This is a genomic window from Acetobacter sp. DsW_063 (assembly GCF_002153745.1).
In the GTDB taxonomy this organism is placed as follows: Bacteria; Pseudomonadota; Alphaproteobacteria; order Acetobacterales; family Acetobacteraceae; genus Acetobacter.
Map to the genome: position 1 here is coordinate 1 of NZ_JOPL01000025.1, position 13,127 is coordinate 13,127.

The 13,127-nt window shown below is 61.2% G+C and carries 9 protein-coding genes; 7 read left to right on the top strand and 2 right to left on the bottom strand.

Annotation, left to right across the window (positions count from 1 at the left end; genetic code table 11):
- Nucleotides 1-537: 537 nt before the first annotated feature.
- The 6 genes from HK28_RS05200 to HK28_RS05225 all read left to right on the top strand — a co-directional run bounded on the left by HK28_RS05200 (nt 538) and on the right by HK28_RS05225 (nt 10,641).
- A complete protein-coding gene (locus tag HK28_RS05200) occupies nt 538-1,944 on the top strand; it encodes a deoxyribodipyrimidine photo-lyase (protein WP_086643558.1) in 1,407 nt (468 codons plus the stop codon).
- Nucleotides 1,945-2,132: 188 nt separating this feature from the next.
- Nucleotides 2,133-5,060 (top strand): ATP-dependent DNA helicase, encoded by a 2,928-nt coding sequence (locus tag HK28_RS05205; protein WP_086643559.1) that lies wholly within the window; start codon nt 2,133-2,135, stop codon nt 5,058-5,060.
- A 475-nt stretch (nt 5,061-5,535) separates the two neighbouring features.
- Nucleotides 5,536-5,904, top strand: a complete 369-nt coding sequence (locus tag HK28_RS05210) for a hypothetical protein (protein ID WP_233140367.1) — start codon at nt 5,536-5,538, stop codon at nt 5,902-5,904.
- A gap of 81 nt (nt 5,905-5,985) precedes the next feature.
- The gene (locus HK28_RS05215) at nt 5,986-8,355 is read left to right on the top strand and encodes a TonB-dependent receptor domain-containing protein (RefSeq protein ID WP_233140368.1); all 2,370 of its coding nucleotides are present in this window, start codon (nt 5,986-5,988) and stop codon (nt 8,353-8,355) included.
- Nucleotides 8,356-8,367: 12 nt separating this feature from the next.
- Nucleotides 8,368-9,735, top strand: a complete 1,368-nt coding sequence (locus tag HK28_RS05220; protein ID WP_086643561.1) for a PepSY domain-containing protein — start codon at nt 8,368-8,370, stop codon at nt 9,733-9,735.
- A 69-nt stretch (nt 9,736-9,804) separates the two neighbouring features.
- Nucleotides 9,805-10,641, top strand: a complete 837-nt coding sequence (locus tag HK28_RS05225; protein ID WP_198945797.1) for an aminoglycoside phosphotransferase family protein — start codon at nt 9,805-9,807, stop codon at nt 10,639-10,641.
- 290 nt (nt 10,642-10,931) lie between these two features.
- On the opposite strand, the gene HK28_RS05230 is transcribed toward HK28_RS05225, so the two are convergent.
- Nucleotides 10,932-11,501: a hydrolase gene (locus HK28_RS05230; RefSeq protein ID WP_086643563.1), complete on the bottom strand. Its 570-nt coding sequence runs from the start codon at nt 11,499-11,501 to the stop codon at nt 10,932-10,934.
- Nucleotides 11,502-11,602: 101 nt separating this feature from the next.
- On the opposite strand from HK28_RS05230, the gene HK28_RS05235 reads away from it, so the two are divergent.
- Nucleotides 11,603-12,232, top strand: a complete 630-nt coding sequence (locus tag HK28_RS05235) for a helix-turn-helix domain-containing protein (RefSeq protein ID WP_086643564.1) — start codon at nt 11,603-11,605, stop codon at nt 12,230-12,232.
- A gap of 223 nt (nt 12,233-12,455) precedes the next feature.
- Here HK28_RS05235 and HK28_RS05240 read toward each other — a convergent pair whose 3' ends face one another.
- A complete protein-coding gene (locus HK28_RS05240; protein WP_143217327.1) occupies nt 12,456-13,124 on the bottom strand; it encodes an SCO family protein in 669 nt (222 codons plus the stop codon).
- Nucleotides 13,125-13,127 lie beyond the last annotated feature (3 nt).

The window sequence follows — 13,127 nt, forward strand, 5'->3', positions numbered from 1 at the left end:
AAGAGCTGGGCACTTCGCTCCGTCATTCAAGGCATAACAGGCCCTAGCCTAATTCCGATTGAATCCTGCAGGTATATAGAACCCTAAATTTTATTTACATGAAAATTATTTCAGAAAATATCCTTGCGCGTAAAGCACGTGTGCTGAAAATCACGACCATACAAATCGAGTGCGATGATACGAGAAATTTGACGTGCATTGCAGAGAACTCATTTCTCATGGCTTTGGAATGTTTTGTTGACGCTTTGAAAATACGATGATTTCTCCAAGACTCCGTATGAATAAAAAACGCCTGGCCATGATCTGTTGAACAATAGACGAGGCATAGTTGCCGGGCCGGCTCGTGCCGGAGTTGCGCATCTTTGTAGGACGTCGGTTCAGAGGCGCAAAAATTGTCTGTCAGATTTCCACTGGAGCGCATGTCATGCAGGATGCCTCGGGCGTTCGGCAATTACAGGTTCCGGAATATCGAGTTGTGAGCGTTTTCACGAAATCGTCTGATTACTCCTCGTCCGGATCTGCTCTAGAAGTCGGAGAATGAACGACAAACCCGCCATTGTCTGGCTCCGCGAAGATTTCCGCCTCGCCGATAACGCGGCTCTGACTGCGGCGACGCAGACCGGAGCGCCGCTCCTGTTGGTTCATATCCGGCCCGAACGCCCTTCCGGCATGACTGCTGTTGACTGGTTTCGCGAGAAAACGCTGGCGCATTTTAACGCGGGCTTGCAATCGCTGAGCGGAAAAGTTCACGTTTTCACCGGAGATTCGGCGCGCCTGTTGCCCGAAATCGTGGCGCGCATTGGCGCTGCCGCGGTGTTTTGGAACCGGCGTTACGATCCGATCGGACGGGAGATAGACGCCGGTTTGAAGCGGGAATTCGCTGCGTGTGGAACCGAGGCGCACAGCTTCGCGGGCGCGCTGTTTCATGAACCATGGACTGTGAAGAACCGCGCAGGGCAGCCGTTCAAAATTTTCTCCGCCTATTGGCGCGCCGCCTGCGAAGCGGGTTCGCCAGGGCCGCCTCTGCCTGCGCCGCGAGAATTCAAGTTTTTTGCCGGGTCAATCACCGGGGCGCAGGAGCAGCAGCTTTCCTGGCCCGCGTGGACGTCCTCTCTGGACGCGTATCACGAATTCGGCGAAGCCGCTGCGCAGGATCGCCTCGCCCGGTTCGTCGCTGACGACCTCGGCCATTACGAGGATGAGAGAGACTTTCCCGACCGAGACGCAACCTCTGGCCTGTCGCCTTATCTGCGTGTGGGACAGATCACGCCGCGACAGGTGTGGAACGCCGTAAGCGACGCACCCGGCGGTTTGGCCCATGCGGCTGCGCGCGCCAAATTTCTGGCGGAGCTTGGGTGGCGGGATTTCGCGTGGTCAGTCTTGTGGGAGCATCCGGGCCTTGCTGACCATGCTCTGCGCGAGGAATTCGAAGACTTGCCGTGGCGGAGCGACCCGTCGGGGCTGGAGGCGTGGAAACGGGGACGGACGGGCTATCCATTGGTCGATGCGGGCATGCGCGAACTTTGGCGTTCGGGCGTGATGCATAACCGGGTGCGGATGGTCGCGGCGTCGTTTCTGGTCAAGCATCTGCTGATTGACTGGCGTCTTGGCGAGCAATGGTTCGCGGAGACGCTGGTCGATTACGATCCCGCCAGCAACGCCCTGAACTGGCAGTGGTGCGCCGGGACGGGGGCGGACAGCGCCCCGTTCTTTCGCATCATGAACCCGGTGCTGCAATCGCGGAAATTCGACCCGTCGGGCGCCTATATACGCAGATGGGTTCCAGAGCTGAAATCGGCTTCGGACAAGCACATTCATGCGCCGTGGGAGAGTCCCGACGCGCGGCCCGCTAATTATCCGCTTCCCATTGTCGATCATGCAGCGGCTCGTCGGCGCGCGCTGGCCGCATGGGACGGCGTGCGGGGCGGCGATCGGCAATCGTAGCAGCGGCTTTGGCGGCGGCCACATCTGCGTCGGTGGGCGCCATAGCCGCAGGCTCCTTGCGTCCGTGAAGGCCGACGCCTTTGGGGAATGCTCTGCGACGGGAGGACCGCGGCTCTTTGCCACGTCCGCCCGCCCGTTCAAACAGGAGCCTACTTACCGTCCGGCCGTCTTTCGCTAGACTGCCGGCAATGTCCGCCTATTCCCCCTATGACGCGCCAGCCATCATCGCCCGCCACGGCTCGTTTTCCTGCCTGACGCCCGATGGAGAACTGCTGTCGCTGGATCGGGACGGCGCGCTTGCTCTCGTCGCGAAAGCGGGGCCGCCTCTGGTTGTTCATGCCCCGGAAGCGGCGCGCAAGCTCGGCTTGCCGCCACCGGGGCAACCGTCGCCGTGGTTCGATCTGCTGGAGCTGTTCGCCTTCGTGCATCCGGCGCATCCGGCCGCCCCTACGCCACTCGGGTTGTCGCTCGCGCTAGGCAGGGCGGACGGTCCGGTCGACGTTGATCGCCTGCCGGGTCTGGCGACGCGGCTGCTGGCTGATCTGCGCGGCATGCCTCTGGGAGAGGCGCGGGAGATGACGAACGCGCTCGCGGTGAGACTGCGTGCGGTGGGGTGGATGTGGGGCGATGCGGTCATGGAGGCGCTCGATCTCGAGGGACCTACGCCGCGATCGGCTATGCAGGCCAGCGACGCGATGCGGATATGGCGGGCGCTGCCGAAATGGGAGGAGACGCCGCCACGTCCCGCGCCGGGCTCTCGGCCTGTGACGCCGGCCGAAGCGCGCGCCCGGCTTGCGACGATCCTCGGGCCGGGGGCGGAGACCCGCGTGGGGCAGGCGGACTTCGCGGGCGTTGCGTCCAGTGCTTTTGCGCCGCGCGAGAGCCGGGGGGCGCCGCAGGTGGTCCTCGCCGAGGCGGGCACCGGAACGGGGAAGACGCTGGGTTACATTGCGCCAGCCAGCCTGTGGGCGGAACGCAATGGCGGGGCGGTCTGGATCAGCACGTATACGCGCCATCTCCAACGACAGATCGAAAGCGAGACGGCGCGGCTGCACCCGGACGCCGCCGCGCGCCGCCGTAGGATCGTCCTGCGCAAGGGGCGAGAGAACTATCTGTGCCTGCTGAACATGGAGGAGGTCGTCAACACCGCGCCCACGCGCGGAGCGGGCGTCACGATCGCGCTGTCTCTGCTGGCGCGCTGGGGGCTGGCGACATCTGAGGGCGACTTGTTCGGAGGCGATCTTCCGGGCTGGTTCGGGGAGGTTTTCGGTCACGCCATCGTCACGGGCGTCGCTGACCGGCGTGGCGAATGCATCCACGGCGCGTGCCCGCATTATCAGAAGTGCTTCGTCGAGCATTCGATCCGCCGTGCGCGGGAGGCTGATCTCGTGGTGGCGAACCACGCGCTCGTCATGTCGCAGGCCGCATGGGCGCAGCAGGGCGCGGCCAATCCTGACGATGCGGCGAGCGACGAGGACGGCGTGCCGACGCGTTACGTGCTGGACGAAGGGCATCACGTCGCCGATGCGGCGGACAGCGCCTTTTCATTGGAGTTATCAGGACTGGAAGCCGCCGAACTGCGGCGCTGGCTTCTGGGGGCGGAAGGCAGTCGCTCCCGCGCGCGGGGGCTGAAGCGACGTCTTGATGATCTGGTGGTCGGGTCCCCGCGGCTGGAGACGCCGCTCGACGCCGCGCTTCTGGCGGCGAAAGCCTTGCCTGCGCCGGGGTGGTCGGCGCGGCTCTCGCTGGCAGACGAAGACGCCGGGGCGCCGCCGGAGGTCGTCGAAAACGACCCGTGGGGCGTGCTCGCTCTTTCGTCGCCACAGGCTTCGGAAGCGGAGTTGATCAACCCGACAGAGGCGTTTCTTGCCCTGCTGCGGGGGCAGGTGCTCGCACGCACCGCCGGCGCCAACCGGACCACGTTGAACGGGCGCGAGTGTGATCTGTATCCCCTTGCTCCTGGACTCGCGGAAGCGGCGGCGGCGCTTTCCCGTGCCTTTGGTCGCGTCGCCGAACCTCTGCGCACGCTGGTCGACCGTCTGCAGGATCGCCTCAGCGAAGAAGCCGACACGCTGGACGCGACCTCCCGTGGGCGGATCGAGGCGATGACGCGCACGCTGCGCCGCCGCGCGCTGTCGCGCCTCGACGGTTGGGTCGCGATGCTGAGCGCGTTTGCGGCGCCGCCCGAAGAGGGAATCACGCCGCAGTTTATTCGCTTCATCCGTTTGACGGCGCGTGGAGGACAGCGGCGTGGCGAACTGGATGTCGGCCTGCATCAGCACTGGCTCGACCCGACGATCCCGTTCGCCGCCGTCCTTGCCGCGCCCGCGCATGGATTGCTGATCACTTCGGCCACGCTGCGCGACGAGACCGGCGCGAAAAGCGGAGACGAGGTCGAGCGCGCGTGGGAGGCAGCTGAATCGCGTGTGGGCGTCAACCATCTGCCCGCGCCAGCCGTGCGCGCAGCTTTGGCGAGTCCCTTCGATTACGCCTCGCAGACCCGCGTTTTCATCGTCAGCGATGTCGCTCATCACAATGTGGAGGCGCTCGCCGCCGCCTATCGCACGCTGTTCCTTGCGTCGGGAGGCGGGGGACTGGGATTGTTCACTGCAATCGAGCGATTGCGCGGGGTGCATCGTCGCATCGCCGAACCGCTGGAAACTGCGGGGATTTCGCTGTACGCGCAGCATGTCGACGCGATGGACAACACCACGCTGGTCGACGTGTTCCGCACCGAAACCGATTCATGCCTGTTGGGGACAGATGCGATGCGCGACGGCGTGGACGTGCCGGGGCACGCGCTGCGGCTGGTCGTATTCGAGCGGGTGCCATGGCCGCGCCCGGATATTCTGCATCGCGAACGCAGGCTGCATCTCTCGCAGGGCGCGCCGGGGCTGTACGACGAACGGATTGCGCGTCTGCGCCTGCGGCAGGCGTTCGGGCGCCTTATCCGCGCTCGCGACGATCGCGGTGTTTTTGTGCTGCTGGAGCGTCGTACGCCGTCGCGTTTGCTCAGCGCATTCCCCAGCGGCGTGCGGACGCAAAGGATGGGGCTGGCCGCAGCGGCTGCGGAAATCAGGGCGTTCTTCGCAGAGACGCCGTCAGGCGGCGTGTGAAGTCGGTTCTGCATGCAAAGTGCACAAGACAGACATTGCGTGGTCGTGCGTCGAAGCATCGTTAAGGATCATCTCGATACCTGTTTAGGGAGGTTCGTCCATCGGTCCGAGCAATGTGCTGAAGTCATATCCGCGGATTGGCGTGGCTCTGGGAATAGAGGCTTACGGTTGTCGCCATCGCAAGCGGGTGTGAACGTGCGTCGAAAGACGAAAGTCGTTCTGTCAGGCCGTGGAGAGTCTCGTCTACTATTTGGGTTGTCACTTTAACCTCGCTTGTTGTGGTCTGAATCGTAATGCGGCGCATGGCTGGAAGTCGACGTCTTTTCTGCCTGTCTGGCGAAAGTTGTCGGTCGGTCCTTCTTCGATCGTTTTTGCATGAAAGATGGCGTCTTCCGCGTTGCCGCGGGCGCCACCACTCTGGGCAACTCGCTTCAAACTCTCTAAGAGTGCGGGTATGCGAGACAGGACGCAGTTCATGAACCGGATTTTGGCCTGTTGGCCACTGGTTCTGCTCGCCCTGATGGCGCGGTTGAGTTTCGGCGGTCTGGTTTCACCACAAGCCGCGCTCGACGATCCTGTGGCGCGTGTCGCGGCATTGTCTCTGCTATGCGACAGTCAGCACGTTGGCGATGGAACTCCGCACGATCACGTCCCTTCCGATATGGGCGATGGGATATTCCTGCTTGGCGACGCGCTCGACAATCCAGCTCCGGCGTTCGTAGCGTTCGCTCTGCTTTTTCTGACGTTCTGTGTTCCGTGCGCCCACGTCTGGTGTTTTCCGCCGGTGCGTGGGCCACCACTGCGACGCGTCGCCAGCCTCTACCCGCAGGGACCACCAGTCTGATCTGAAACGAGTTTTCGTAAACCCGCGTGTTCGCTCGAACGGAGGCGCGGGGTATTTCTGTTTCATTCAGGTCATACCATCATGATTCGTATCACAGAAGACGCGCGCCGCGTCGGCGCGGCCGTCGGCGCGCTTGCGCTGGCTATGCTTCAGCCAGACCTTGCAAGAGCTTCCACCGCTCGTACGCCGTTGCGGCCTACACACACTGTTGCGGCCGCTCCAGCGCGCCGCGCGCCACAAAAATCGAAACCCCGTCTTCAATCGGATCGTCCGGCGCCACGCCCGGAAGAGATCACTGTGAACGGCGTGGACCGGCTGTCGGTCGCGGCGCGGCCAACGGGACAGACGACCTACAGCGCGGAACGCAGTGATTTCGCCAATCGTTCGGCGCAGACTGCTGCCGACATGATGGCGACCATTCCCGGCGTGACCGTGATGCAGGGCAACGGGCCGCGCGACACCGTGATCTCCGTCCGTGGCTCAGGCGCGAGACAGTCCTACGGGCTGAAAAATCTTTCGGTGACGGAGGATGGTTTCCCAGTCACCCAGCCTGACGGCACCGCTCGTGCGGATCTGATAGACCCGCATGCCTATGCAGGCGTCGACGTCTTTCAGGGACCAGCGTCTTCCCTTTATGGAAACTACGCGATCAACGGGGCGATCAATTTCCGGACACGCAATGGCGCCGACATTCACGGGGTCGAACTGGGGTCTGATTTCGGCAGCTTCGGGATGATTAACAACTACGTCACGCTGGGCGCGGGGAACCGCCGATATGATTTCATGCTCTTCGGCAGCGATGTTCGGGGAAATGGATTTATACCGAATAGCGCCTATGCGACTTCTACCGAAAACATGAGATTACGTGTTGTCCTGACGCCGTCCGACCGCCTTGTGTTGAAGGTGATCAATAACGTCACAGATACGTTTCTGCCGCTGCGCCTGTCTCTCTCGCAGTATCTGGCCAATCCCTATCAGCGGGGATGCGCGAATGCAGCCAGCGCCGCGAACGGTTGCGCCTCGGTCAACCTGTTGAGCAACGGGCGTTATGGGGCGACTCAGGCGACGAGTCCGCAGCAGGCGGGTCTTGGTCGCTTCGACCGACGGACGATTGTCGGTTTGCGCTGGGAACATGATTTCAACGCGCAGACCCAGTGGAGAACGCAGTTCACCTATGATCAGCGCCATGTCGATCAACCGACCTCGACTACAGCCTTCGTCGGCCCGTTCAATTCCTATAATGTGCAGACCGATCTTACGAATCGTGGTCACATCGGCGTGACGCCGCTAACAAGCTTCGTCGGCACGAATTTCGATTACATGGATTACGGGTATCAGGTGTACAACCTGACGCCGCAGGGCGGCGCGACGCGCGGCGCACTGAACTCGACGTCCTATGGACACCAGTTCAACATTGGTCTGCGGTTTCAGGAAGACTGGAAATTCGCGCCCAAATGGCGGGCCGTGGTGGGGTTGGGTGGCACATACTCGGATATCGGAGCAGTCGAGACGCTCTACGCCTACGGGGCGTCATCGCGTTCACTGCAATATGTTACGGCGAACAGGTATTTCTTCAATCTCGCGCCGGAGGCGTCTGTCGTCTACGCCCCATCGAAGGCGTGGACCCTGCATACGCGCGTCGGCACGGCTTACGCCACGCCGTCATATTCAAGCTTTTTTGTAACTCCTCAGGGGAATTATGGAAACAACACATCCCTGAAGAGTGAAACGAGTCTGGGCTTCGATCTGGGCGCGGAGTGGCGTCCCTCGGCCGATATCGACGTGCAAGCGACGGGATTCTACGAATTTTATCACAACGAGTTTGTCAGCCAGTCCGCAGGCGTCAACACGACAGCCGGAAGCTACACCTTCAACGCGCCGGCGTCCGAGCATCGAGGCGTCGAACTGGGCGCAACCTGGCGACCGCTACGCACGTGCCTGCCCGGCCTGCAGCTCAGGCTTTCCTATACTTATGACAACCAGATCTATACGAACTATACGGAGACGCTGACCAGCGGAGCCGTGTCCCGCAGTTTCTCGCGCAAGGGACGCTATATCCCCGGCGTAGCGCCGCATTTTTTGAATGCACGGGTGATGTACGATCAGCCTGACGGCGTCTTCGAGGGGCTCGGCGCGTTTGCAGAAGTCGCATGGCGTAGCGATATGTGGATCGATAACGCTAATATTCTCAAGGTCCCGGGATACGCGTTACTGAATCTGGAAGTTCATTATGATCCTCCCGTACGATTCGGTTGGGCGCATCGACTGCATAGTTATTTCGAGGTGCAGAACGTCACCAACCAGATTTACGCTGCGGGCGCCACAGTGATCGCCGACAGCTTGTCAAGCAGCGGGCGTCAGGCTGGAGCCGCGACGCTGGCTGGAAAAACCGGGTCAATTTACGCCGGATCGCCACGCGCCTTCATGGGCGGCGTACGCGTGAGATTCTGAGGGAAAATAAAAATGCACTTCAAACAATTTTCCCTGTGGCCGGATCATCGCACCGTCTGGCGGTGGCACTTCTTCGCGGGACTTTTCTGTCTTCCGTTTGTGGCGTTTCTCAGCCTGACCGGTTCAGTCTATCTGTTCAAACCGCAGATCGACGACTGGATTGACTGGCGCTTCGATCATCTCTCCGTCACAGGGCCTGCGGCGTCGCCGACGCAGGAGGTGCGCGCGGCGCTTGCCGCCGTTCCGGGCGGGCGCTTGCTCGCCTATGAACTTCCGCGAGGCGTCGGCAGCGCGGCGCGCGTCGTTGTCGACCATGGTGGCGAAACGATCCGTGTTTACGTCGATCCGTCTTCCCTCTCGATACTCAAGAAGATTCCGGAAGAGTCGCGGTTCGAACGCATTGTCTTCAAGCTGCATGGGCAACTGCTTTTGGGTAATGTCGGTTCAGTGATCATGGAGATGGTGGCTTCGTGGACAATCGTGATGATCGTCACCGGGATATATCTGTGGTGGCCGCGAGGCGGCGCGCGGGGTGGAGGAGTGCTCTACCCCCGCGTCGGCCGGGCGCGTGCGCGGTGGCGCGATTTGCATGCCGTCACAGGCCTTTGGATTTCCCTGTTTCTGGCGCTGTTTCTGGTCTCCGGATTGCCGTGGTCTTTCGTATGGGGGCATGCGCTGGCTCGGGTTGAGACCACCGTGGGTAAACTGACCTCGGTTCAGGATTGGGAAATAGGAGCGATTTCAGCGCGGGACGTCATCGTCGGACACCCCGCGGAAAATTCTGGTGCGATTCAGCGAATGCCGGGCATGGACATGGGCGACATGGATATGCCGGGCATGGATATGGCCCGGTCGACCACCGCGATATCGCCGTCGGCAGATCCGCTTGCAGGGCTGGACGCAGTGGTCATCGCAAGCCGACGTCTGGGGTTTCCAGCTCCCGTTCTGGTCACGCCGCCTGCCCGCATCGGCGCGCCATGGCGTGTGCGCTCGGACACGCCGGACAGACCACGCCGCGTCAGCGCCCTTCTCGATGCGAAGGGAGCGGTTCTCTCCATGGAACGATTTTCTTCGAAAGGCGTGGCTGATCGCGTTGTCGCTTACGGCGTCGCCGCGCATGAAGGACAACTGTTCGGTTGGGCTAATCAGGTGCTCAATCTGCTCGTCGCAACGGGTTTGCTGACTATGAGCGTCGCTGCGACGATCCTGTGGCTGCGGCGTAAAACGCCTGGTCATCTGGGCGCTCCGTCGCCGCTCGCCAGCCAGCGGGTTGGCGTGGGATCTCTTGTCGTTATGACGGCGCTGGGCGTTCTTCTGCCTGAACTTGGCGCGTCGTTGCTATTGATTGTCGTGGCGAGCGTCATACTGAAAAAGACATGATATTTGGTCAGCTCATGGCGTTCGTATTCGGCTGTGGCGCGACCCGTCCTCGCGCGATAGCATCGGGCAATGAAGCGAATGTCCTTCCATGAGCATGAAGCGAGCGTTTGTATTTCCCGGTGGAATCTGATCGAAGACGGAGCGCCTTTGAAAACGGCGTCTTCGTATCTGCTGCCGGTGACTTGCGATGGCGTCGCCGCAATGTTGAAGATCACCGCCGATCCCGACGAGCAACGAGGCGCCGCGTTGATGGCGTGGTGGGGCGGTGCGGGCGCCGCGCCCGTCCTGAAGCATGACCTGGGCGTTATGCTGCTTGAGCGCGCCTCCAGAGATCGCTCGCTTGCGGCGCTTGTTTACGAAGGAAGCGATGACGATGCGACGTCGCTTCTCTGTGCGACGGCCGCGCGCCTGCATCTGCGTGAGGGGCGGGATGCTCCATCCCTGAAGCCGCTCGAAGACTGGTTCGCCTCTCTGCTCAATTTTTCGCAGACGGATGAAGCATGGATCGTGGAGTGCTCGACGTTGGCGCGGCTATTGCTGAGCGAGCAGAGCGCCGCTGTTCCTCTGCATGGCGATCTGCATCACGGCAATATTTTGGATTTTGGATCACGCGGGTGGCTGGCGATAGATCCGAAGGCGCTTTGGGGTGAGCGAACGGCTGATTACGCCGCCATGTTCCTGAATCCAGACCTTGCTGACCCGGATCGACCATTTGCGGTGGACAGCGGGGCGTTCGAACGTCGCGTCCGCACGGTCTCCAGCCTTGCAGGCCTCGACTCCCGAAGGTTGCTGCGATGGATACAGGTATGGAGCGGCCTTTCGGCGCTCTGGTTTCTTGAGGACGGCGGCGATCCTGTCGTCCAGCGTAGGATCGGGGAACTGGCTGCTCGATCTTTGGCGCAATAGGTATCCGGGATGCGGCGAAAGCGTCGCCACGAAAATATGCTTTGGCGAGGATACTTTACATCTTTCGGCGCCAGCACTGCCGCGTGCGCAGGATTTTTTTCGTTTGATTGTGAAGTAGTGTTCACTCCTACCACAATTGCCTTATATTTACTGAAAATATTTTAACAATCTATTTTTGGCCTAAAAAAATATCATACAGGGCTGCGTCGGCGCGTTCGCCTGGAAATCGCTCCGCCAGAGTGCGCCGGCAATGGCCGCGCCTGTTGTCGCTTTGGCGGAGCGGTTTTTCCTCAATCCGCCAGTTCGATAGAATCGCTCGTTGTGACGCGCGCCAGCATCGGAAAGATCCTCTCGCAGGCGAAAGTATGCATGTCTTTTGAAAGACTTGATGTTAAATCTTCAGCGATCACGACGCCGTATCCATGCTCGTGCGCGGCCCGCGCCGTGGATTCGACGCCCATGTTGGTTGCGACGCCTCCCAGAACGATCGTCGTGACGCCACGTCGGCGGAGCTGCAAATCAAGCTCGGTTCCATAGAATGCGCCCCATTGCCTTTTTGTGATTCGCAGGTCGGAGGGTTCGGCCATGCCGTCACAGAGCTCGGACCACTTCTCGGGACGACTGTCGGCTGGCGGCGTAAGAGGTCGGTCCACGGGGGCTTTCACGGCGTCCGCGAAGTCGGCGGCGAACGCGACGTTCACAAGTACGACTGGCGCACCGGCGGCGCGGAAACGTTGCGCCAGCAGCTTGGAACGAGAGAGAATGGCGTCGCTGGGATGCGGCTCAAGCTGATAGCTCATGATACCCTTCTGGAGATCGATCAGGACGAGGGCGGTTGTGGAGGCGGGTAGAGAAATCATCCATTCTGCTCCGGCATGGCGCTCGCGCTCCTGCGCGTTGTTCGATCAGGAGCGGTCGGGTAGAATTTGAGGGTGTGTTCAAGTAGGGGCATTATTTGAGTATGGACTCAAATTCGTCAAGCGGAAAAAATCGAGCGCCTCTGACGCCGCAACGGGCGGTCGGGCGCCAGCGAGTGGCTGAATTGCTGGGCGCAGCGTCGGACATCATTGAGGAGCGTGGCTACGAAGCGACGACAATGGCGGAGATCGCCGCGCGAGCCGGGGCGAAAATAGGTTCGCTTTATCGCTTCTTTCCGAACAAGGACGCGGTGGCGAGGGCGTTGCTCGACCAACATCTTGCGATCCTGACGGAGGCGTATGCGGCGCTGGAGCAGCGTGCCGCAGGGAGGTCGCCGGATGAACTGGCCGACATGCTGATAGAGTTTCTGGTGTCGATCTATCCGCAGGTGAAATCCCTTCCTGCCCTGATGGATATGCGCGAAGACGTGGCGGATTTTCGACGCCGGTTGCATGCTCATGCTCTGGCGGGCGTCTCGGGAGCGTTGTGCGTGTGCGCGCCGCACCTGGATCAGAAAAACGCTGAAAATATTTCAGCAGTTCTCGTTAACAATATGAAAACTTTGTTGGGAATGACGCGAGGCGCGGTTATCTCGACGCCGGGCGCGCCGGACGAGTTGCGGTTGATGAACCGTCTGTATCTGTCCAGCAGGTTGAAGACGCACGGAGCCTAGTAATACAGAGCGCCGTTGGCTTGTGTGGGCGTATGCTGCGCGTACAGAAAACCTCTGCGCCGATATGGCCGCAGACGGACCTTTACGAGAACCGGCCTTTTTCACTCTGATGGCGGAAATTCTTGATATTTTCTATAAAAATCAGTGATATTTCGCGACGTCATCCTGCAAACAGGCGGATTCGGCATCGCGTTCACAGAAAGCCGTGCGTGGCATTGGAAGGTCAGCCCGGCTTTCTGGAGGAGGTCAACTGAGTCAGTTGTGCCGCCAGCCGCTCGGCGCTGGCGTCCACGGGCAATACGCCCATAAGCCGGTTGTCTCCGTCCATAAGGTAGAGCACGGAACTATGGTCCATCAGATAGGCGTCGGGCTTCTCTCCGCTCCGGGGAGTGCGTCTGTTCGCCATGACGTGAAATTCGCGGAGCATACGGTCGATATCGCCGCTACGCCCGGTAAGGCCGATGATGTCGGGTGAGAACGTAGAGACGTAGCTTTTCACCACCGCGGGAGTGTCCCGTTCGGGGTCGACAGTGACGAACAGCGGCGTAATCGCGGCGCCGACAGGGCCGAGCGAGTCCAGGGCCTGGGTCACTGTCGCCAACGTAAGCGGGCAGACGTCGATGCAGTGGGTGTAGCCAAAATAGATCAGGGTTTGACGACCGTGGAAGGTGTCTTGCGTGACGGGGCGTCCGTTCATGTCGACAAGCGCGTACGGACCGCCGACGGTATTTGGAGTCCTGTGCGAGAGCATGAGACGCAGCCCCGCCGCGCCAAGAAAGAGCGCGGCGATAAAAGCGACGACCGCTACGGACGGCCACCGACGCTTTGGGGTCAAGGGTGACGACTTGTCTGCCGAACGCTGTCCCGGTCGTCCCGATGCTGAGCGCGTCATGCG

Bases quoted from the DNA above. Each gene is read 5' to 3' on its own strand.
- HK28_RS05200 (WP_086643558.1), top strand. From the start codon at position 538: ATGAACGACAAACCCGCCATTGTCTGGCTCCGCGAAGATTTCCGCCTC.
- HK28_RS05205 (WP_086643559.1), top strand. From the start codon at position 2,133: ATGTCCGCCTATTCCCCCTATGACGCGCCAGCCATCATCGCCCGCCAC.
- HK28_RS05210 (WP_233140367.1), top strand. From the start codon at position 5,536: ATGAACCGGATTTTGGCCTGTTGGCCACTGGTTCTGCTCGCCCTGATG.
- HK28_RS05215 (WP_233140368.1), top strand. From the start codon at position 5,986: ATGATTCGTATCACAGAAGACGCGCGCCGCGTCGGCGCGGCCGTCGGC.
- HK28_RS05220 (WP_086643561.1), top strand. From the start codon at position 8,368: ATGCACTTCAAACAATTTTCCCTGTGGCCGGATCATCGCACCGTCTGG.
- HK28_RS05225 (WP_198945797.1), top strand. From the start codon at position 9,805: ATGAAGCGAATGTCCTTCCATGAGCATGAAGCGAGCGTTTGTATTTCC.
- HK28_RS05230 (WP_086643563.1), bottom strand. From the start codon at position 11,501: ATGATTTCTCTACCCGCCTCCACAACCGCCCTCGTCCTGATCGATCTC.
- HK28_RS05235 (WP_086643564.1), top strand. From the start codon at position 11,603: ATGGACTCAAATTCGTCAAGCGGAAAAAATCGAGCGCCTCTGACGCCG.
- HK28_RS05240 (WP_143217327.1), bottom strand. From the start codon at position 13,124: ATGACGCGCTCAGCATCGGGACGACCGGGACAGCGTTCGGCAGACAAG.